The 21,665-nt window shown below is 47.2% G+C and carries 14 protein-coding genes, 1 tRNA gene and 2 pseudogenes; 8 read left to right on the forward strand and 9 right to left on the reverse strand.

The annotated features are described in order from the left end of the window. Positions 1 to 237: 237 nt before the first annotated feature. The 5 genes from dndB (at position 238) to FEK66_RS25895 (ending at position 6,008) form a co-directional block, all read left to right on the forward strand. Positions 238 to 1,323, forward strand: coding sequence for a DNA sulfur modification protein DndB (dndB, locus tag FEK66_RS04295; RefSeq protein WP_000179015.1), 1,086 nt, complete (start codon positions 238 to 240; stop codon positions 1,321 to 1,323). Then, on the forward strand, positions 1,320 to 2,954 hold the full coding sequence (gene dndC / locus FEK66_RS04300; protein ID WP_135495108.1) for a DNA phosphorothioation system sulfurtransferase DndC: 1,635 nt from the start codon (positions 1,320 to 1,322) through the stop codon (positions 2,952 to 2,954). Before dndB ends, dndC begins: the two co-directional genes overlap by 4 nt. Next, positions 2,944 to 4,953, forward strand: a complete 2,010-nt coding sequence (dndD, locus tag FEK66_RS04305; RefSeq protein ID WP_135495109.1) for a DNA sulfur modification protein DndD — start codon at positions 2,944 to 2,946, stop codon at positions 4,951 to 4,953. The genes dndC and dndD overlap by 11 nt, the downstream gene beginning before the upstream one ends. Continuing rightward, positions 4,953 to 5,306: a DNA sulfur modification protein DndE gene (gene dndE / locus FEK66_RS04310; protein ID WP_000937305.1), complete on the forward strand. Its 354-nt coding sequence runs from the start codon at positions 4,953 to 4,955 to the stop codon at positions 5,304 to 5,306. The genes dndD and dndE overlap by 1 nt, the downstream gene beginning before the upstream one ends. A gap of 321 nt (positions 5,307 to 5,627) precedes the next feature. After that, entirely contained in the window at positions 5,628 to 6,008 is a 381-nt protein-coding gene (locus FEK66_RS25895) for a hypothetical protein (RefSeq protein WP_240782953.1), read from the forward strand. 2 nt (positions 6,009 to 6,010) lie between these two features. On the opposite strand, the gene FEK66_RS04320 is transcribed toward FEK66_RS25895, so the two are convergent. The 6 genes and pseudogenes from FEK66_RS04320 to FEK66_RS04345 form a co-directional block, all read right to left on the reverse strand. Then, on the reverse strand, positions 6,011 to 6,832 hold the full coding sequence (locus FEK66_RS04320) for a restriction endonuclease (RefSeq protein ID WP_000152409.1): 822 nt from the start codon (positions 6,830 to 6,832) through the stop codon (positions 6,011 to 6,013). Next, positions 6,829 to 11,910: a DNA phosphorothioation-dependent restriction protein DptH gene (gene dptH, locus FEK66_RS04325; RefSeq protein ID WP_138211415.1), complete on the reverse strand. Its 5,082-nt coding sequence runs from the start codon at positions 11,908 to 11,910 to the stop codon at positions 6,829 to 6,831. The genes FEK66_RS04320 and dptH overlap by 4 nt, the downstream gene beginning before the upstream one ends. Next, positions 11,891 to 13,213, reverse strand: a complete 1,323-nt coding sequence (dptG, locus tag FEK66_RS04330; RefSeq protein ID WP_138211416.1) for a DNA phosphorothioation-dependent restriction protein DptG — start codon at positions 13,211 to 13,213, stop codon at positions 11,891 to 11,893. The genes dptH and dptG overlap by 20 nt, the downstream gene beginning before the upstream one ends. Before the next feature lie 4 nt (positions 13,214 to 13,217). Then, positions 13,218 to 14,867 carry a DNA phosphorothioation-dependent restriction protein DptF gene (gene dptF / locus FEK66_RS04335; RefSeq protein ID WP_135495110.1) on the reverse strand — a complete coding sequence of 550 codons (1,650 nt, stop codon included), beginning with the start codon at positions 14,865 to 14,867 and terminating at the stop codon, positions 13,218 to 13,220. Positions 14,868 to 15,115: 248 nt separating this feature from the next. Continuing rightward, positions 15,116 to 15,223: pseudogene (locus tag FEK66_RS04340) on the reverse strand (Arm DNA-binding domain-containing protein); the annotation flags it as partial. 189 nt (positions 15,224 to 15,412) lie between these two features. After that, positions 15,413 to 15,497, reverse strand: a tRNA-Leu gene (locus tag FEK66_RS04345). Between the two features lie 193 nt (positions 15,498 to 15,690). Between FEK66_RS04345 and FEK66_RS04350 the strand changes: the two are divergent. Both FEK66_RS04350 and FEK66_RS04355 read left to right on the forward strand, forming a co-directional pair. Continuing rightward, positions 15,691 to 15,877 (forward strand): annotated as a pseudogene (locus FEK66_RS04350) (alcohol dehydrogenase); the annotation flags it as partial. Between the two features lie 109 nt (positions 15,878 to 15,986). Further along, positions 15,987 to 17,489, forward strand: coding sequence for a helicase HerA-like C-terminal domain-containing protein (locus FEK66_RS04355; RefSeq protein ID WP_130206088.1), 1,503 nt, complete (start codon positions 15,987 to 15,989; stop codon positions 17,487 to 17,489). Between the two features lie 125 nt (positions 17,490 to 17,614). Here the strand turns inward: FEK66_RS04355 and lptG are convergent, their stop codons facing one another. The 3 genes from lptG to ytgA all read right to left on the reverse strand — a co-directional run bounded on the left by lptG (position 17,615) and on the right by ytgA (position 19,910). After that, entirely contained in the window at positions 17,615 to 18,697 is a 1,083-nt protein-coding gene (gene lptG, locus FEK66_RS04360; protein WP_105290080.1) for an LPS export ABC transporter permease LptG, read from the reverse strand. After that, positions 18,697 to 19,797, reverse strand: coding sequence for an LPS export ABC transporter permease LptF (gene lptF / locus FEK66_RS04365; RefSeq protein WP_105290081.1), 1,101 nt, complete (start codon positions 19,795 to 19,797; stop codon positions 18,697 to 18,699). The genes lptG and lptF overlap by 1 nt, the downstream gene beginning before the upstream one ends. 62 nt (positions 19,798 to 19,859) lie before the next feature. Beyond that, complete coding sequence (gene ytgA, locus FEK66_RS25900; protein WP_211180521.1) at positions 19,860 to 19,910, reverse strand: protein YtgA; 51 nt, start codon at positions 19,908 to 19,910, stop codon at positions 19,860 to 19,862. Between the two features lie 153 nt (positions 19,911 to 20,063). On the opposite strand from ytgA, the gene pepA reads away from it, so the two are divergent. Then, positions 20,064 to 21,575: a leucyl aminopeptidase gene (gene pepA, locus FEK66_RS04370; RefSeq protein ID WP_000397144.1), complete on the forward strand. Its 1,512-nt coding sequence runs from the start codon at positions 20,064 to 20,066 to the stop codon at positions 21,573 to 21,575. Positions 21,576 to 21,665 lie beyond the last annotated feature (90 nt).

The raw sequence follows: 21,665 nt of genomic DNA on the forward strand, positions 1-21,665 counted from the left end.
GTGCCACTTCAGTGCTGACAAAACTGCTGGGTGAGTTACAACAGCCATTGTCCCCAGGGAAAGAGAGTGTTCTGCAGAACACACCATTTCTGTACGAGTGTATTAAGTATAAAGCTAATTAGCGGGTATATCTGAAAATAGTACGCAATTTATTACGTAAAAAAGCTGTAATTTTTATCCAGTGTTACGTAAAATATCACGTAACTCAAATTCATTTAATTTTTTACGGATTACAGCATGGCTAGTGTTGATGCAGACTACTGCTACTCGTTTCCGGCTATACGTGGCATTCAGGCGGGTCGCCCCTTCTACATTGCCACATGCCCGATGCGTATCATCCCCAAAATTTTTAGCTTTGATGAAAATGATGTCCCCCCGGAGTTGCGGGCGCAACGCACCCTCAATAAATCTCGCATCCCCGAAATGGTGCGCTATCTTCTTGAAAACCCCAAAGATTATGTATTCTCTGCACTAACAGCGTCCATTGCCGTTGACGTCCAGTTTGATGAGTTTCCCGGCACGAATAATCTAGGGACGTTATGTGTACCGATGGACGCACAAATCTTGATCAACGACGGTCAGCATCGTCGTAAAGCGATTGAAGACGCTTTAGACGCTCGCCCGGAACTGGGGCAGGATAACATTCCTGTGCTGTTTTTTGTCGATGAAGGATTAAAACGCAGCCAACAGATGTTTGCCGATCTGAATAAATATGCTATTCGTCCCAGCCCATCGTTGGCATCGTTGTATGATCATCGGGATGCCAGTTCAAATCTGGCGCGTTATCTGGCAATGTCCGTAGAGCCGTTTGTCGGAATGACTGAGTTGGAAAAATCCAGTATCAGTCAGCGGTCAAATAAATTATTTACGTTAAGCAGCATCAAACAAGCTACCCGTGCGTTGCTGGGAAAAGATCCTAAAGAGAGCGATTTTGAAGAATGTACCCAGATAGCAACTCGCTATTGGCAGGCTATTTATCATGTAATGCCGGACTGGCAGTTAGCCGCAAAAAAGGAAGTTTCACCGGTTCAACTACGTCAGGACTATGTTCATGCTCACGGTATTGGTTTGCAGGCACTCGGACAACTGGGGTATACACTGCTGACAGATTACCCTGAGCAGTGGCCTGATAAAATTGCTGCACTCAAAGCGTTTAACTGGCGCAGAAACAATCCGGATCTTATCAAACGTGCGATGCAGCACGGCAAGTTGAGCAAAACCAGTACGGCGATCCAGCTCACCTGCAATGCGCTAAAAAACGCACTCTCAATTCCTCTCACTCCTGAAGAACAGGAGCTTGAAGCTCAAATGGTTGTCTTATGAGTAAATTAGTTCAGGCCTATGATTTGGCCGAATACGAAGATTTTATTAATCAGGAGCAGTTCGCTGGACGCCCTCTGGCCGAATATGTTGCCGAGGTTCAGAGAATTTATTGTACGGATAAGCGTCCGTGGGTAATTGGCTATAGCGGTGGGAAAGATTCTTCCGCCGTGATCACGCTAGTGTATCTGGCCCTGCTTGGCCTGCCCCCGGAAATGCGCAGCAAAGATGTTTTTGTAGTGTCATCCGATACGCTGGTGGAAACCCCAGTAGTAGTAGATTTAATTAAGAAAACGATGTTGCAGATTGAGGCAGGCGCAAAACGTAATGGCCTGCCGATCACTCAACATGCGGTAACGCCTAAAACTAATGAAACCTTCTGGGTCAATTTACTGGGGAAAGGTTATCCGGCCCCAACCCGTAGTTTTCGCTGGTGTACCGAGCGTATGAAAATCAATCCGGTGAGCGACTTTATTAAAGAAAAGATCAGCCAGTTTGATGAAGTGATTGTTGTCCTCGGCTCACGTAGTAGTGAGAGTGCCTCCCGTGCGCAGGTCATCGCAAAGCACAAAATTGATGGCTCACGCTTGGCCCGGCATACCACACTGGCAAATGCGTTTATCTATACCCCTATTGATACCTGGGATGTAGAAGACGTCTGGAAACTGCTGCGCGGCGCGTTCCGCTATGCTCCTGAAGATATCGACGAATGGGAAAGCCCGTGGGGTGGAAACAATCGTCCTCTGTGGACGCTGTATATGGACTCTTCCGCACAGGGTGAGTGTCCCTTGGTAATAGACGAAAGTACCCCCTCTTGCGGGAACTCTCGCTTTGGATGCTGGACCTGTACCGTAGTCACCAAAGATAAAGCGATGGAAAGTCTGATCAAAAATGGCGAAGAGTGGATGTCGCCATTGCTGAAATATCGTGATCTGCTGGCGTTTACCACCGATCCGGTGAATAAAGACACCTATCGCAACTATAAACGCCGTACCGGTAAGGTGAGCTATCAGTACGCTAAAGACGGTGAAGATCGCAGTGCAGAGCGTAAGCATGTTCCTGGCCCCTACTGGCTCAAATATCGCCAGCAATGGTTAAAAGACTTACTGGAAATTGAGCGTGATTTAAACGCCCAGGGCCACACGATTACGTTAATCACCGAGCCGGAACTGCACGCTATCCGCCAAGAGTGGTTGAAGGATCCTAATGAGCCAGACTGGTACGATACGTTGCCGGGGATTTACCGCGAGGTGTATCAACGGGATCTGGACTGGGTAGTTGATGATCAATCACGCTTTGATGCCAGCGATGCAGATTTGTTGGTACAGATAGCTCAGGGGTTTGATGTTGCACCCGAGATGGTCATGAAGCTAATTGAACTGGAAGTATCAATGGAAGGGTTAAGCCGTCGTCAGGGGATTTTTGACAAGCTTGGTACCATTCTAAAACAGGACTGGGGCAGCCTCGAAGAGATCCAACAGCAACAAGCAACACTACAAAAACGTAACGACCGGGATATTCATCAGGAAGAAGTCACCAAGCTGGAAGCTGAACTTCAGGTTCTACAGCGCAGAATTGTAGACGCCAGTGAATCCTCTGTTTTGGTCGAGGAGGAAAACGAACGTGCTCATTAAACAATTAGTGTTACATAATTTTCGAGTATTTAACGGTACTCACACAATTGACCTTGCTCCAAGAAAGCGTCCGCATGAAGTAAATCCTCGCCCGATTGTTCTATTTGGTGGTTTAAATGGTGCAGGGAAAACATCTATTTTGTCGGCAATTCGACTGGCACTGTATGGGCGTTTAGCGTTTGGCCCGGCAATGCAGCAGCAGGAGTATGTTGAACATCTCGGAGCACTGGTGCACAGCGGGACGTATACAGCAGAGCGTCCGGATGAGGCCGCAGTAGAACTGACCTTTACCTACAATCAAAACGGTCATGAGACTGAATTCACCGTCACGCGTAGTTGGAAGAAAGGAAAGAAAGATCGCCTCTCTTTGCAGCAGGATGGACAACCGCGAAGTGAACTCAGTTATGACCAGTGCCAGGGGTTTTTGAATGAATTAATTCCTCACGGTGTTGCCGATCTTTTCTTTTTTGATGGAGAGAAGATTGCGGAGTTGGCGGAAGATGAATCCGGCAATATTCTGCGTACAGCAGTGCGTCGTTTGTTAGGACTGGATCTGATCGCCAGACTGCAAAATGACCTGATGATTTTTGTCAAACGCCAACAAACCGCACAGTTAGGTGGCTCCCAGCAACAGCAGGTCGAAGCGCTTGAGACAAAGATTAAAACGCTTGCCCGTCAGGCTGAGAAATTGCTGGAAGAGGCCGACTTCGTCAACTCGCGGATTGAATTTTTATCCCAGGACATTATTCGCCATGAGGGATTGTTAAATGCACAGGGCGGTGCATTTGCCCAGTCCAAAGCACAGGAAAAACAGAAAGTTGAAACGCTGTTAAAAGAAAAAGAGCGTCTGGAAAAAGCGTTACGACAGGAATGCGATGGATCGTTGCCCTATGCGTTAGCGCCTAATACGTTGTCGCGGTTGCTGGAAAAAATTGCCAATGAAGCGCAGATCAAGCAGGCGAAAAATTTTGAGACGGAGTTAAATCAATTTTTAACTCAACTCAAAAATGATATTGCGTTCCGTTCAAGCAGTGAAAGCAGTACAAGAGCCATTGCTACCGAAGCGATTACCAATAATTTGGAAGCATATATGGCAGCCAAACCAAAAGGTGATTTGCTGTTTGATATTTCTGAACGTGAAGCCGGTATGCTCCAGCAGTCCATTGAGCAAGACAGCAAAAAAGCATGGCAGCGTTTTGATATGTACCGCCAACAATTAGCAGATATTGAACAACAACTGGAGCAGGCCGCAGCTAATATTGCTCGTGCCCCGGAAGACGAGCAGTTAATGGATCTCTTTGCAGCATTACGCGAGCTCGACCATAAGCGTGAAAAACAGCGGCAAAAATACCGCTCACTGCTGGAAGAGGCTAAACGGACGAAACAGCAGCAACTGGACTGTGTTCGTCAGGTACAGAAAGCACATGACATCACCCGTAGCCAACATGGTTTGAGCAGCGCATTTAAAAATGCGCAGGAAACCATTAACCTGCTCGATTACTACAGCGATGTACTTACGCAGGCGCGAGTGAAAAAATTATCTGCTAACTTTGAAATTGCCTACCACAAGCTGGCTCGTAAAGAGGATTTACAGCTTAATGCGCACATAAATCCGCAGACATTTGATGTTGAACTGGTGGATGAAAAGGGTTCGGTGATTAATCGTAAGCTGCTTTCTGCGGGTGAAAAGCAGATTTATGCGATTGCCATTCTTGAGGCGCTGGCAAAAACCTCTGGGCGTGATTTCCCGGTGATTATTGATACGCCGTTAGGGCGTCTGGATTCTCAGCATCGGGATAAATTGATTAATCATTATTTCCCGGAGGCCAGCCATCAGGTTGTGCTGCTATCCACCGATACTGAAGTGGACGAGCGTTATTTCGTCGATCAACTGCGTGATGATATTTCTCATGCTTATGAGATTGTGTTTAATGCGCATACTAAATCATCTGCGCTGAAGCCTGGCTATTTCTGGGAATTAACCAAGGAGGCTGTCTAATGCTCCCAAATCGAATGGTGCTTAGTCGTCAGACCGAAGATCAGCTCAAGAAGTTAAAGGGATATACTGGAATTACGCCCAATGTCGCGGCTCGACTAGCATTTTTTCGCTCGGTGGAGAGTGAGTTTCGCTATTCGCCTGAGCGGGATAGTAAGAAGCTGGATGGCTCGCTAGTGCTGGATAAAATTACGTGGCTTGGGGAAACACTGCAAGCTACAGAACTGGTGTTAAAGATGCTTTATCCTAATCTCGACCAAAAATTGATAATTAAAGCATGGGCAGCACATGTTGAGGATGGAATCGCTTCTGTTAGAAACCATCGAAATTTAAGAGACTTTTTAATTTCATTGTAATGATAACTATCATGCCAGTGCGTTATGCACTGGCAATTAAGGAAATAAAATGGAAATTACTTTCGATCAGATTAAAGAACTAACAGAAATAGTTACCAGCAAAGATTGGGTAGATTACGTGACCTCCATAGGAAGTTTAATTAGCTCCGTGGCAATAATACTTTTAACCTGTTATATTTTTTTAAAACACCTAATCAAACTGCTCGTAGCAAAGTTTATGAAAAAGAAGTAGATCTATTATATAAAGCCTTCGATTGTTTTTGCTTATTTTCCGATGCTGTAGGATTATATGCCTCGAACAAACACAGAAAGTATACAACATTGAGCGATCCTGGTAGTAAACCATTAGAGGAAGGCTTTAGTGATAAAGAAAAACAGTCCTCTGAAAAGGTTTACCCTGCTTTTGAAAAACAAAACATGGCTTCCAGCCTCTTACAATCAATAGGCGCTTTTGAACCTAAAAAATGTGTAGATAGTTATAAGGAAAAAACCGTAGAGCTAAGGAAACTTATAATAGATTTTGAAACAAGCGATGAAAGTCCCAATACTGAAAAATGCAAGGAGATTTCAGGTAAAATTGAAAAAATAAGAAACGAATTAGACACGATAAAGGACAGTTTTTTCAATAAGATAAGAGATTTTAAGGACGAGATAAAAAAAACAAATTTAATAAAATGGGGGTGGCACCCCATTTTATATTAACATTATAAATCAAAGAAATTTTTATCTATTTCATAGATTTCATATGTACTTACCTTCGCAACCCCCATGCCATTTTGGACTAAATATTCACATAACTGTTCACCATCAACAAGAGTGATGTTCATGCCTTGTGCTTTTTCTGCACTATTAATTGCCTGTTCGGTAAAACATGAAGATGAAAAAAATACCCCTTTATGTGCTCCTTTTTGGTTCATCGAACCAATAAACTCTCTAATTTCGCTAGGTGGTACCTTTTTACTATTATATCTTTTAGCTTGGATATATATTTTTTCCAAACCTAATTTATCTTCATTAATAATTCCATCTATGCCCTCATCCCCAGCGCCACCAACAACCTTGCCTGCCTCAGACTCGTGCCACCCATAACCCATTTTTAACAAAAGTGTAACAACAAGTCTCTCAAAGAAAGCTGGATCCGAAGAATTAATAGCATCAAGCAATTGTTCTTTAATAGTTTTAATATGCTCAAGATACTTCCCATGAATTATCTCTTCTGGTAGTTGATCTTTTGTTACCTTTTCAATTTTAAGAGGGCTAGCATTTGATGCTTGTCCCTGCCATAGGTCGTATAATGGCTTTGATTGCCCTACAGATTTAACTTCAATAAATATTTTTCGTGGTGATGCACTAGGAAAATCAATGCCATAGCAATGTTTTCTAATTTCCCCCCGCACTACTGCCACAGGATCTTTTGCACCAAATGAATAATACTCTTTATTTATGATGCAATCATAAATATCCTTATGTGACAAAGGTTTTCCATGTTCCTTTAATACATTTATGATAGCTTCAATAATCGTCATTTAATTAACTCCCAAAATGCACGATCCCGCATTTTCTTAACCCGCTTGTCCCCATCCACATACAGGCTAAAATGCTTCTCAAGCTGCCGAATCTGCCCCATCAAAGACTCCTGCTCACCTTTATCATCGACGTTAAATACCGCCTTGATATCCGCATTCCGAATCTCAGAAACACGATGGATCACCCATGTTAAAATATAGGAGGCATAATTATTTTCCCCGGTCTTAAAGTGAGTGATCTCCTGCGTTGACAGGATCGCACCGACGCCATACTCACGGCCTTCTTTAAGGATCTTACGCAGACTGGAAAAATCCTGACGCATAAAGTTATCGGCTTCGTCCACCAGAATCATTTTGGTAAGCTGACGATAATCTCCCCGCACCACCGGTTTACCGCGTTTTTGCATCTGCGCGTAAAACAGATCCAGAGTGAGTGCGACCACCAAGTTTTGAACTTCTGGCGGGTAACCAGCCAGTTCAATCACGGTGACGCCGTCAATCAATTCGTACAAGCTGGTCATATTCTCCGGGATGGTCTCGAATATCTTGTAACGCGCCAGTTTAGAAAGTGCTGCGTAAAGCGAATCCTCTTCAACCTTTTCCTGATCGAGGAAGCGCTGCCATACATCTTCAATCGTCGGCGCAGTCCTTGACCATGTTGTCGGATCTTCCGGCGAAATGCCTGCAGCTTCGTAGCATTCTAAAATCAGATTTTCTAATTTGAGCTGCTGTTTATGGCCCAATCCATAGGCTTTTGCCATCGTTTCTGATAGTCCACCAGCGGTATGGATTGGTAACATTGGCGTGTCGCCAAACAGAGATAAGGGGTTGTAGGGCAGCTTAAATAATTTGTACTTTTTGGCCCCCGTAGCATCAAGAAAAGCCTCGTCCACATAGTCTGATTTGTAGTCGAAGATCAGCAGACCGATAGGTTTACCATCAACATTACAGGACTGATTACGCATCAACTGTGTGACCAGCGATTTAGTAAACTGGGTTTTACCGGTGCCCATCGTTCCAATAATGCCGGTATTGGTATTCATGAACTTGGCGGTGTTGGTTGGCTCCCAATGTAACGGGCTCTGACGCGCAGCATCATAACCAAACAGGATCTGTAATGGAGTATCGCGAATATCAGGGGTTGCCGCCGGTACAGCAGGCGGTAACGACTCTGGTTCCGAAACGAGTTGTGCAGTAGTCGGCGTGGTGACTTCTACCACGGCTTCGGGTTGTGTCGGACTGGCATCACACTCTGGCTTAAGCCGGTATTTTTCCGGCACCCGGTAACGTTCTGCCAGCGGTGGTTCATCCCCCTGAGCAGCAATCAACGAAGGCAGCAGTGAATAAGGGATTTCGATCTGTAAGATATTCTCCGCTGTCTCTTTATAAGAGAGATCGAAGCAGGTTGCGCTGTCCACATGCGCCACGACGAAGCCGTCCGCATAATCGGTCAACTCACCTAACTGATAGTCGCCCGTTAACCACCATTCGCATCGCTCGAGCAAGGGAGCCAGTTTGTTGCTGTCCAGCACACCATACAGACGCAGTTTCTCCACCTGCATCAGCACCTGACGAATAAAGAGCGCCCGGTACAATTGTGATGCCAGCGTTTGTGGTTCCAGAATGTCCTGCTGTAAATAACGTTTCAGCTCACGAGCCTGTTGGCCCGCATAGCTGTAGTCAGGCCGCGCCCCAGTTTTAACTTCCAGCGGCAACAGATAGAGGCGGTTTTCTTTGAAACCAACAAAGAGCACATCATCAGAGATCGCACCTTTACGATAACCCTGTAAATTTCTCGACAAATCGCTCTCTTTCATTTTCAGTCCGACATTCCCGGACACGCGGATCATTTCGGCCACCGATAACGGAATCCAGCAAATATCGGACTGCTGCAACATAGATTGCACAAATTTGTACGCACCTATAATGCCGTGCTTCTCTTTACGCTCTCTTTCACTGGAGCGCAGCATTTTCAGCAGCCATTCGCCGTTAAAGGCATTAAATTCAGCCAGCAAATGCTGACTATCAATAGCAGGTTGCCCTAACGGGCTTCCGGTCTGGAGCAACCGCAGGAACAAATCAACCTGCTTCGTGACGGTGACGGCATCGTAGCCTGCGCAACTGGTGTACTGGTCAGAATAGTGGATAAGCACCACATCTTTCTGACTGGTGAAAAAGTCGAGAGTGACTTTTGGATCAATAATGGTGGTCCAGAGCGCGCTATTGTAGGAGTAATTGAGTAGCTGTTTAAAATTGCCACTCACAGCCAGGCCGATCCCTTGTCCATGATATTGGTTGTTACTTTGACGTGCGGGTTGCCACAGGCAACCGATTAGTCGGGCAAGACGCAGGGCGCAGTAAGGCTCAGTATCCACATCACGCAGTCCAAACGCGGTAAAGTAAGCATCCCCCTGTGTTTCAGCACCTTCCCCAGCAATCAACCCATGACACAATACTCCGCTGGACGCATCTTCAATGCGGATCTGGCGACAATCCACAGGTGCTGTATTAGTGAAAAATGCCAGATGAGCATAGGCCAGCTTGTCGCTTTCTGACGGCAGGACAAACTTGCTGAACGTTAACCGGCTACGCAGCAGATCGATCAACATATCGGCTTCAGCTCGCCATACGCCACTGTTCAGATCGAGATCGTTTTTAAGCTGCTCATAACTACCACTTTCGGCAAAGTGATCGAACATATTGGGTAGCAAACGTTCATCGTAGCAGTTCACATGAACCGAAATAGCGTGCTCTTTTTCTTGCTTAAAATATTCTACTAATCCCAGAAACAGTTCTTTGGCGTTCCCTTGATTAATGGCGTTAATAATCAATGCACTGTTTTCAGTGCTCTGGAACAATCGGGCGTAAGCGTCCGTGAACTCATTGAGTTTGTCTTTTACCAGACGTTTAACATAGTCATGGCTAACTTTCCGCTGAGGAACCACATCAATCCAGAAGCGGTTTTCTTCCACCGGCTGTAGTTGCGCGTATTCATGTTCACTGTGGTAAACAAACGGCATTAAACCGGAAACCATCAGGCGATCAAGAGTGATCGGTGGTAGTGTGGCAAATGAAGCCGAATCGTTCTGTTCCGACTCAGTAACGATAGCGTCTGCCAGTTGTAGATGGTAGGCCAGCACTAATGGGTGCAGTGGTGAGATGCGCTCATGGCTATCATTGCGGCAGATTCCAAGATGCAGAAGACGTTTTTCCTGCGCTGTTAGCGCTCTACTCAGGCCGATTTGCTGGAGTGACTGTTCAAACGTAGTAACAATGTACCTGACCAGTGTGCGATATTCCGCTGACCACGATACCAGACTCGGCAGGGTGTTACGACGATGATAGTAGGCAAATAACTGCTCATAGGCGTTATGGAGATCAGGATAGCTGGCAAGGAGTTCATCCAGCGCAAACTCGCTATCGTCATTTCCCGTCCCCAGCAAACGTTGCTCAATTAATAAGGCTTCCTGCATCAACAACTGCTGGCGTACTCCGACGACCTGGTGTTCAGTATTATCGAGTATGATGCGACTTTTTAATCGGTTCCAGGTTGCATTGCCCTCTTCTTTGAACAACTTATTGAAACGACTTTGGTCAAAAAGCAACGGCAGCGTTAACCCTTCTTCTGCTCCAGGCCCCTCGATGTTAAACAACAGACGGGAATCACCGGAAACGAGCGCAAACTGAACCAAGTCACTTTGATTTGCCAGCGTCTCAAAATTCACCTGAGCATAATGCTGGCAGTCGATGTCTTCATTCCCGTCATCCAACGTATAGATCAGGTTACCAGACTCGGCAATACGAAGCGTGTTATCTTCCAGTTGCAGGGTTATTTGATCTTTACCTGGCTCAACACGGTAGAAGTGCTGAATATCGTTTAGCCAGAATTGTCCCTGCTCGACTAACAACAGGCGAAATTTATACTCTTCGGCTGAATGATTGCGGTTGATCAGCTCGAGACTAAAGAAGCAGGGATGCCCGTCAAAAGGCACCGATGCCTTAATGCGGGAAATCTTGCCGCCCGCCCGACTGGTGCTCCAGAAAGGTACATTCTTTAATTGGCGATTGTGGGCAATCTTTATCTGATGATCCTGAAGATCACTACCCTGAAAACGGAACTCCAGCTCAGCAGTTGATTTCCCCGGCTGCACCTGCACCAGCAGACTGATGTCACGTTTACCTGCCTTACTAGAGCTTTTCGCCCGTTGCCAAATCTCGCCGTTTTTGACGGAAACGTCCTCCAGCACCAGTTTTTGTTTGATGTTATCTTCTTTCTCTTTCCTGTAGTCAGAGAAATCGAGCTCACGCCAGTCATTTTTATCGTAAAAATGCTCCTGAATAAATTTTGTACTAAACTCAGGCAGCACATTCTCCAGCTGTCCACTATAGCGTTCAACACAATCTTCTATCTGCCGATACAATTTCCGGTTTTCATTCAGTCGGGTGCGTAGTTGCTTCCGGCTATAGTTCAGTAGTTCATCATCTTTAAACAAATGAAGCTCGGAGAAATCCAGATTTCCATCATCCAGCAAGCGATACAAAGACGAGAAACCAAATACGGTCGCGCCTTCATCCAGTACCGTTGCCAGTTGATCCTCCAGCAAACAGCGGGACAATTCCGAACGGTTACTGTCAGTGGTAATGAGCTTCTCCAGTTGATGACTGAAAGTTTCTGGATACCAGATAGCATCCGGTGCAGCCACATCTTTCGTGCTATTAATCAGGGTATCGAGCATACTGTTGTGAATAATCAACAGCGCTGTTTGAGCAAAAACGCCGCTGCGCCCTGCAACTTCATCGCGCAAATGAGAAATGTAGTTTTCTGTGAATGCTGGGACCTCGGCTCCGTGCAGTACAGGAATAAGCTGAACACCATTGCAGGAGAGGCAATCAATATATTGCCCTGGCGCAATTTCCAACTGATTGCCGTCCGCCAGAGAGACGAATGCTTCCCACAGTTTTAAGGCATTATCGGGATCGGGAGATTTGAACTGGTAGCGCTCGCCGGGCTGAATGATGCCACCTACCCATTCAATAAAAGTTTCTGCCAGATAGGTTTCATACTGTTTTACGGACATACACTGCGTCTCCACTATCACTCATTCGCTCTACATTTCCCATGCGTTCATAAAACGCCACCAGCGTTTGCGCCGACTGGTTATCCAGATAAAAACCGCGCTGTTCAAAACCACGCAGCAGTTCATGCAGGCGGAGTTTGTCATTTTTGCCCACGGTGAGATTGGTCAGCAACAGAAGACGATCCTGATTCAGCACCAGCACTTTCCCTGCCCGACCACGCACCTGAATGAAGTCAGTGCAAATATGGTTTTCCAGCTCATTAACGTATTTACGATTTACCGTTGCGCGGTCAGTTTTTTTACCCTGGAACTGCTCTACGGCAACGGATAATAGCTGTTTGAAGGCATTTTCCAGGTTTGTTGCGCGTTCACGAAGTGGGAGGCCTCGATCCACAATAAAATCCTGCAAATAAACATTAAGGTCATTTAGTACTCGGGCAGATGAGTCTGAATCATTCAGAGTGTCTTGATAAATCTGCCATAACGGACGCTTTTTCTGTCCTTTTCCCCACTGCAAAACCTCTAGAGCAGAGAGCACCGGGAACAGTTTTTCACTCTGGCTGGCAAACAGCTTATAGCCATAACGTTTCACCTTTTCCCGTTCAGAGCTGGCTTTTTCGCTATCAAGGATAAAAAAAAGCGATTTGCTTTGTGGTTCGCCATCCTGCCAATTGTCAATATTGAGCGCCAGTTGAGCGCACCAGCTAAAAGCGTACAAGCGTAGGGTGTTGGTCAATTCCTGTAAAAGGTACTGTGGATGTTCTGCCAGAAATGCCAGATCAGACTGAAAACACTTTACCATATACGGAAGATACGGTTGCTCCTCGGCAAACGGTCCTTTCCCCAACAGCATTATCTTTTCATTGAGCTTATTCAGCATTTGCTGCTCAATGAAATTCAGTCTGTCCTGTATAGGGTAACGAAGGCTGAAATCGCCCATTAAATTGGCAAACAACGTGCCAAGTCGTTTATCTGCCGTTGAGCCCGCACTTATTTTTTCACCATTAAACTGGGCGTGAAAAAGTAAAAAAAGTGGGGAGACACGGAAAATATCCTGACTGGAAAAATACATCCGTTCCAGCACGGACCAGAATGCAGGCTCATCAAGCAACTCCTGCATATGTATTTTACAATCTTCACGGAATTGGTCAGGATCGTAGGCTTCGATTTTGCGTTTCAGGGCATAGCTAAGGACCAGGCCAGTAACAAATTGCCAGTTAACATCATTATTTTTATTGCGTACTGGCAGGTAGCTATCCAGTTGATTGTTACCCACCTTTAACTCAGTTGCGATAGGGTACATTCTGCTAACCCTCCATACCGCTAATAGTGATCATATCGTCATCAGCCTTTGCACGATAAACCCGTTGTCCGCCGTCATAAAATTTGATTTCGCGGCTGAATTTAGCCTGCCCTGCAATCAACTCAACAATTTCATCGAGTAACACAATAGCGTTTTTATCGTATTTATTCGGACGATAGCCATTATTCAGTTTGTCCAATAGTTCAAAAAGATTAAGTCCGATATGGATATGCGGCAGTGGATTTTCCCCCACTTTTAAATAGACATCGAAACCGGTTGGATGGGCAGTATGTTTATTGCGGATGGCATCCCAATTAGGCTTAACCTCTACCGGCGCGGTTATTTTAACCCCACCAAATTCACCCAAAAAGAACTCTTCTTTTTGCATACTTAATTCAGGCGCTTTGCGGTTCGCATAACGCTGGATACCCGCGATGAGTTCAAATGCATAGAAGCGATTCAGTGATCTTTTTTGCTCTGGATCTGCTGTGTAATTTCTATGCAAGTGCCAGATTTCTGAGTAACGTTCAAACACCGACTCGTTAAAGAACGCGGAAAATTTCCGATGATAATCATTTCCCAATGATTCGTGTTGTAGCAGCCAAAAAAGCCGGATCAATGAAGTTGCATCGCCTGGCTTAACGCACTGGCGATCAAACTTAATATGCAACGACTCAAGTGCGACTAAAAAATCATCTAGCTCAGCGTCAACCAGTCCCAGTTCATAGCGCAGAACAAACTGATCAAGTTCATAAGTGTGCAATCTAGCGGGATCAAAATCGCAAACTTTTTCAATCAAATCATTTTCTTCACCGGTGAAGAGGTTATCAAATAAGTAGCCAGGTCCCGTCAGCAGGTGATGCAAAAAATCCAACAGTGTTCTGGTAGTTACGAACTGGTCTTTAATTAATCGAGCTTTAAAGAGTTGTGTAATTAATACATTCTGCACGCCAGGCATGCAAAGCAATTTAAAATTCACGACCTCTTTTAGCTCTGGATTAACTGATTCATCGCGCCGAAAAATAACCTGAAATAAGTTATTATCATGATCGCGAGTTAAGTTATCTAATAAAGTTTTAATAAATGGTGAATAATTTTTATTTTCGTTAAACTGAAATTTAGGGTAGTGTTCAAAATCAAAAAAAGAACAATTCTCGTTACGGTAAGGGCGGCTTGCGTCGTGCTGCGCCGATAAAAATGAGTCAATAGCCGATCGGATCACCTGATGGCATTTAGCTCCTTCTCTAGCAAAATTAGCGAGCATTCCGGTGTTGATACCAATGAGCAATGGAGATGATTGCTGATGATGATTCGCAAATAAATCATTCAAAGCATCAATGGCTGATTGTCGCGGGGCAAAGCTATGCGTTGCATCCAGATGAAAATTAAATCGCCGCTGATAACGCGGATTTGATTGGCAACGGGTTAAAATCTCGGACTTCCCATCCCCGCTACTACCGCACAGAAAAATGATTTCGCCAGACTTAGCAATTTCTAAATAACGTTGTAATTCAGTCTCAATCTCTTGTTTTACAAAGAGTTGTTCTTTCAACTGGTCGAACTCGTCCTTCTGGCGATGTGTAACGGTGGTGACGGAAAACGAAGATGACTTCGCAAGTACACCCAACGCTTTACGTAATGTGATTGCGCTCATAACTTCATGTTCTCAAAAGTAAGATTACACCTATTCTATAAAAGCAATCCGCTGATATCTATAGTCTCTTTGAGACATTTATTACAAGCAATTTGAAAATTGTATCTTTGCCTATCCGTACACAAAACACATCCAGAGATGGCGGGTCAAATCCATCAACCAGCTCCACGTTGGAAGCTGGTTGATTAGTTGTATATTAATTAAACATATACGCTAAATATTACCCAGACTGATTTTTGCATAGTCAAACGGCTAATATTAGGATGGACAAGCAAGTGCATACCGCTGCCATCGGTCAGTTTGTATTGCTTATCCGTTGGCTTGGCTGTTCTGATTTTTATATCTGTTAACGCCATGCTTATCCCCTCCCTGTTGGTACAAGCATTATCGAACCGGAAATACCATCATCTATACCAACATGTGTTGGTAGATGTACGTTGATATAGGTTGCCCCTGAGAGAGTTAAAATAGCGAAAAAAGTAGATAACTACTGGATTTCAGACACAAAAAAAGCCGCCCTTGAGCGACTCGATTTGCATACGATGTGGTGCCGAAGGCCGGACTCGAACCGGCACGTATTTCTACGGTTGATTTTGAATCAACTGCGTCTACCGATTTCGCCACTTCGGCACTGAAGAGGTATGCGGAAAACGTTGTGGATTATACCTGTCACGCGCCGCCATGCAAGCGCCAGCTTGTGCCTGCCTCGCTAAGTGCTGAAAATTTCAGCGTTGTCTTCAGCGATATGTAACCTTTGTCACACTCCAGACCCCGCTCAGCCGTGCTCTACACTTCTCGGGCAACACCAAAGAACGACAAAAGCATGTCGATAATCAATAACGAATAGGGATTTTCGCAATATCCGCTACTTGCCGAACATAAGGTGATTCGCCGCGTGGTTGCCCAAGGTAGCGCCGCGCAGCAGTGGTCACTGTGACACCTGTATTCGCGATAATCAGACCAACTTCTGGCAAGGTGCGGTGCCTACAATTATGAATTGCGGAGACTTTGTTGGGTCGCTTCTGCCAGGCCTTTAAGATATCTCGCAATCGGCTGAATTTAGTGGTGAAAACTTTTTAACCGTGCCTATACTCCAGACAGGGAACTGGAGGAAATCTCATGAGCGAACCACGTTTAATTGCCCGCACGCCGGACACAGAACTGTTTTTATTACCCGCTATGGCTAACCGTCACGGACTGATTACTGGCGCAACGGGGACAGGTAAAACTGTCACGCTGCAAAAACTGGCGGAATCTCTGTCAGAAATCGGCGTTCCGGTGTTTATGGCCGATGTAAAAGGTGATTTGACCGGGGTTGCGGCAGAAGGTACTACCTCGGAAAAACTGCTCGCTCGGTTGAAAAATATCGGCGTCAACGACTGGCAACCACATGCTAATCCAGTGGTGGTATGGGATATTTTTGGTGAGAAAGGTCATCCAGTGCGGGCAACGGTATCGGATCTCGGGCCGTTGTTGCTGGCGCGTTTGTTGAATCTCAACGATGTGCAATCTGGCGTCCTGAATATCATTTTCCGTATTGCTGACGATCAGGGATTGTTGCTTCTCGACTTTAAAGATTTGCGGGCGATTACCCAATACATCGGTGATAACGCCAAATCATTCCAGAATCAGTACGGTAATATCAGTAGCGCATCGGTTGGTGCCATCCAGCGCGGATTACTGACGCTGGAACAGCAAGGGGCGACGCATTTCTTTGGCGAGCCGATGCTGGATATCAAAGACTGGATGCGTACCGATGCCAACGGTAAGGGTGTTATCAATATCCTTAGCGCCGAAAAACTCTACCAGATGCCAAAACTGTACGCCGCCAGCCTGTTGTGGATGCTTTCAGAGTTGTATGAACAATTACCGGAAGCAGGCGATCTGGATAAACCGAAACTGGTGTTTTTCTTTGACGAAGCGCATCTGTTGTTTAACGATGCGCCGCAGGTGTTGCTGGATAAGATTGAACAGGTAATAAGGCTTATCCGTTCAAAAGGCGTAGGCGTCTGGTTTGTTTCGCAAAACCCTTCTGATATTCCGGACAACGTGCTTGGGCAGTTGGGAAATCGTGTTCAGCACGCTCTGCGCGCCTTTACACCGAAAGACCAGAAAGCGGTGAAGACGGCAGCGCAAACCATGCGACCTAATCCTGCATTTGATACGGAAAAGGCGATTCAGGAACTAGGAACCGGCGAAGCGTTGATCTCTTTTCTGGATGCGAAAGGAAGCCCTTCTGTGGTAGAGCGTGCGATGGTGATCGCGCCTTGTTCACGGATGGGGCCGGTGACAGAAGATGAGCGTAATGGCTTGATTAATCACTCCCCGGTGTATGGCAAGTATGAAGATGACGTGGACCGGGAATCCGCCTATGAGATGTTGCAAAAAGGCGTACAGGCAAGTACCGAGCAGCAAAATACCCCTCCGGCCAAAGGGAAAGAGATAAGTGAAGATGACGGTATTCTGGGTGGGTTGAAGGATATTTTGTTTGGCACTACCGGACCACGCGGCGGGAAGAAAGATGGCGTGGTGCAAACAATGGCGAAAAGCGCCGCCCGCCAGGTGACGAATCAGATTGTACGCGGTGTGCTGGGGAGTTTGCTTGGAGGGAGAAAAAGGTAAGTCAGGCGCTGTTTGTGTTCTCTCACACCAGCTTGCCTTTGCCTGATGCACTACGCTTATCAGGCCAACGCCACTTTGCTAACAATAATAAAGGGAGCTTTAGCTCCCTTTATTCATTCATCAAGTTACGATTTTCTCATTAACAGCCACAGACTGATTAAGAAGAAGCTGGCGCTTGGCAACAGTGCGCCGATAATCGGCGGGATGCCGTAAACCAACGTCAGCGGGCCGAAGATCTGGTCCAGTACGTAGAACACAAAACCGAAGCTAATACCGGTGACCACGCGAACGCCCATCGGTACGCTACGCAGTGGGCCAAAGATGAACGACAGCGCCATCAGCATCATCACCGCCACGGATAGCGGCTGGAAGATTTTGCTCCACATGTTGAGCTGATAACGTCCGGCATCCTGACCGCTCGACTTCAGATACTTCACGTAGTTGTGCAAACCACTGATGGAGAGCGCATCCGGATCCAGCGCCACCACGCCCAGTTTGTCCGGCGTGAGGTTGGTTTTCCAGGTGCCGCTCACCGTCTGCGAACCGGTTATCTGTTTTGGATTGGTCAGGTCAGATTCATCAACCTGCGACAGACGCCAGACTTTATGTTCAGGGTCAAACTTCGCGGAAGCGGCATAGCGAACGGATTGCAGACGACGATTCTCGTTAAAGGCATAAATACTGATACCACCTAACTCTTCATCACCTTTTACTCGCTCAATATAGACAAAGTTGTCACCATCTTTAGCCCATAAACCTTGCTGAGTAGAGAGCAACGAACCACCGTACATCGCCTGCGCGCGGTAATTACGCGCCATCTGTTCGCCCTGCGGCGCGACCCATTCGCCAATCGCCATCGTCAGCAAAACCAGTGGAATGGCGGTTTTCATTACTGACAACGCGACTTGCATGCGGGTAAAACCAGAAGCCTGCATCACCACCAGTTCGCTGCGCTGCGCCAGCATCCCCAGCCCGAGCAACGCGCCCAGCAGGGCCGCCATCGGGAAGAAGATTTGCACATCTTTCGGCACGCTCAACAGGGTATACATTCCCGCGCCTACCGCGTCGTAACTCCCCTGCCCGGCTTTTTTCAGCTGATCGACAAACTTGATAATGCCGGAGAGCGACACCAGCATGAACAGCGTCATCATGATGGTGGTGAAAATGGTTTTACCGATATAGCGGTCAAGAACACCAAAAGGTTGCATCACACCGCTCCTTTACGCGAAAAACTGGCGCGCAGTCGGCGGACCGGTACTGTGTCCCAAAGGTTGAGAACAATCGCCAAAGCCAGATAAATCAGGTTAACGGTCCACATCCACAGCGTCGGGTCCAGCTTACCTTTACCGCCGTTAGATTTAAGGGAGGTCTGGATCAGGAAGAAAAGCAGATATAGCAGCATGGCTGGCAGCATCGACAGGACACGTCCCTGACGCGGGTTAACCACGCTCAGAGGTACGACCATAAGCGCCATCATAAATACAGTGAATACCAGCGTGATACGCCAGTTCAGTTCTGCGCGGGCACGATCGGTGTCGGTGTTCCACAATGTGCGCATGTCCATCTGGTCGGTATCGTTCGGGTCGAGCGCCACCGCCTGGTGACCAATGATCGCCTGATAATCCTGGAAGTCCGTAATGCGGAAATCACGTAACAGTGCGGTGCCTTCGAAGCGCGTTCCCTGGTTGAGGCTGACGACCTGGGATCCGTCGCGAAGTTGCGTTAAATGTCCGGAATCGGCCACCACCACGGAAGGACGCGCGTTACCTTTTGGTCGAATTTGCGCGAGGAACACATCTTTGAAATCGCTGCCGTCAACGCTTTCGATGAACAGCACTGAGCTGCCATTAGTCGCTTGCTGGAATTGCCCTTGCGCCAGCGCCGCCATGCCTGGGTTAGCTTTCGCTTCTGCCAGCACTTCATCCTGATGGCGCGATGACCACGGCCCCGCCCACATAACGTTAACCGCCGCGACAATCGCCGTGAACACCGCGAGAACCATCGCCGCTTTCACCAGCACCGCTTTGCTCAGGCCGCAGGCATGCATTACCGTAATTTCACTTTCGGTATACAGTTTGCCCAGCGTCATCAGCAGCCCGAGGAACAGGCTTAATGGCAGGATAAGCTGCGCCATTTCCGGCACGCCCAGCCCCAACAGGGAGAGCACCAGATTCGCCGGAATATCGCCGTCAACCGCTGCGCCGAGGATCCTCACTAACTTTTGACAGAAGAAGATCAAAAGCAAGATGAAGAGTATCGCCAGCTGGCTTTTGAGCGTCTCCCGCACCAGATATCTTATGATTATCACTTTAAATACGCCCGTAAAAACTCGTCTTTTGCAGGATTTTAGCTTGTTTCATGGCTTAAACGTCATTTATTCTCTTGAGTCGTCGAAATCGTCGCTAAGATAATTATACTCAACGGATTCACCTCTCAGATTTTGTTCTGACGTGCCAATGCCGTAATAACGTTAAGATTAACACGAAGTCATCGCAACAGCGGACATGAGTTACGAAAGCTTGCAATTCTATCTGTAGCCACCGCCGTTGTCTTTAAGATTCAGGAGCGTAGTGCATGGAGTTTAGTGTAAAAAGCGGTAGCCCGGAGAAACAGCGGAGTGCCTGCATCGTCGTGGGCGTCTTCGAACCACGTCGCCTTTCTCCGATTGCAGAACAGCTCGATAAAATCAGCGATGGGTACATCAGCGCCCTGCTGCGCCGAGGCGAACTGGAAGGAAAACCGGGGCAGACGCTGTTGCTGCACCATGTGCCGAACGTGCTTTCTGAGCGCATTCTCCTTATTGGTTGCGGTAAAGAACGTGAGCTGGATGAGCGCCAGTACAAGCAGGTGATTCAGAAAACCATTAATACGCTGAATGATACTGGCTCGATGGAAGCGGTCTGCTTCCTGACTGAACTGCACGTTAAAGGCCGTAACAACTACTGGAAAGTGCGCCAGGCTGTCGAGACGGCAAAAGAGACACTCTACAGTTTTGATCAGCTGAAAACGAACAAGAGCGAACCGCGTCGTCCGCTGCGTAAAATGGTGTTCAACGTGCCGACCCGCCGCGAACTGACCAGCGGGGAGCGCGCGATCCAGCACGGTCTGGCGATTGCCGCCGGGATTAAAGCAGCAAAAGATCTCGGCAATATGCCGCCGAATATCTGTAACGCCGCTTACCTCGCCTCTCAGGCGCGCCAGCTGGCTGACAGCTACAGCAAGAATGTTATTACCCGCGTTATCGGCGAACAGCAGATGAAAGAGCTGGGGATGCATTCCTATCTGGCAGTCGGTCAGGGCTCGCAAAACGAATCGCTGATGTCGGTGATTGAGTACAAAGGCAACGCGTCGGAAGATGCACGCCCTATCGTGCTGGTCGGTAAAGGTTTAACCTTCGACTCCGGCGGTATCTCCATCAAGCCTTCAGAAGGCATGGATGAGATGAAGTACGATATGTGCGGTGCGGCGGCGGTTTATGGCGTGATGAGGATGGTCGCGGAACTGCAACTGCCGATTAACGTTATCGGCGTGCTGGCAGGCTGCGAAAACATGCCTGGCGGGCGTGCCTATCGTCCGGGCGATGTGTTAACCACCATGTCCGGTCAAACCGTAGAAGTGCTGAATACCGACGCCGAAGGCCGCCTGGTACTGTGCGACGTGTTAACTTACGTTGAGCGTTTTGAGCCGGAAGCGGTGATTGACGTGGCGACGCTGACCGGTGCTTGCGTTATCGCGCTGGGTCATCACATTACCGGTCTGATGGCGAACCATAACCCGCTGGCCCATGAGCTGATTGCTGCATCTGAACAATCCGGTGACCGCGCATGGCGTTTACCGCTGGGTGACGAATACCAGGAACAACTGGAGTCCAATTTTGCCGATATGGCGAACATTGGCGGTCGTCCTGGCGGGGCAATTACCGCAGGTTGCTTCCTGTCGCGCTTTACCCGCAAGTACAACTGGGCGCACCTGGATATTGCAGGAACAGCCTGGCGTTCTGGTAAAGCAAAAGGCGCAACCGGTCGTCCGGTGGCGTTGCTGGCACAGTTCCTGTTGAATCGCGCCGGGTTTAACGGCGAAGAGTAATTGCATCAGGCAAAGTTGTTATTGTCGGATGCGGCGTGAACGCCTTATCCGACCTACACAGCACTGAACTCGTAGGCCAGATAAGACGTG

The organism is Escherichia sp. E1130, assembly GCF_005781065.1.
Classification (GTDB): domain Bacteria; phylum Pseudomonadota; class Gammaproteobacteria; order Enterobacterales; family Enterobacteriaceae; genus Escherichia.

Bases quoted from the DNA above. Each gene is read 5' to 3' on its own strand.
- dndB (WP_000179015.1), top strand. From the start codon at position 238: ATGGCTAGTGTTGATGCAGACTACTGCTACTCGTTTCCGGCTATACGT.
- dndC (WP_135495108.1), top strand. From the start codon at position 1,320: ATGAGTAAATTAGTTCAGGCCTATGATTTGGCCGAATACGAAGATTTT.
- dndE (WP_000937305.1), top strand. From the start codon at position 4,953: ATGCTCCCAAATCGAATGGTGCTTAGTCGTCAGACCGAAGATCAGCTC.
- FEK66_RS04320 (WP_000152409.1), bottom strand. From the start codon at position 6,832: ATGACGATTATTGAAGCTATCATAAATGTATTAAAGGAACATGGAAAA.
- dptH (WP_138211415.1), bottom strand. From the start codon at position 11,910: ATGTCCGTAAAACAGTATGAAACCTATCTGGCAGAAACTTTTATTGAA.
- dptG (WP_138211416.1), bottom strand. From the start codon at position 13,213: ATGTACCCTATCGCAACTGAGTTAAAGGTGGGTAACAATCAACTGGAT.
- dptF (WP_135495110.1), bottom strand. From the start codon at position 14,867: ATGAGCGCAATCACATTACGTAAAGCGTTGGGTGTACTTGCGAAGTCA.
- FEK66_RS04355 (WP_130206088.1), top strand. From the start codon at position 15,987: ATGAGCGAACCACGTTTAATTGCCCGCACGCCGGACACAGAACTGTTT.
- lptG (WP_105290080.1), bottom strand. From the start codon at position 18,697: ATGCAACCTTTTGGTGTTCTTGACCGCTATATCGGTAAAACCATTTTC.
- pepA (WP_000397144.1), top strand. From the start codon at position 20,064: ATGGAGTTTAGTGTAAAAAGCGGTAGCCCGGAGAAACAGCGGAGTGCC.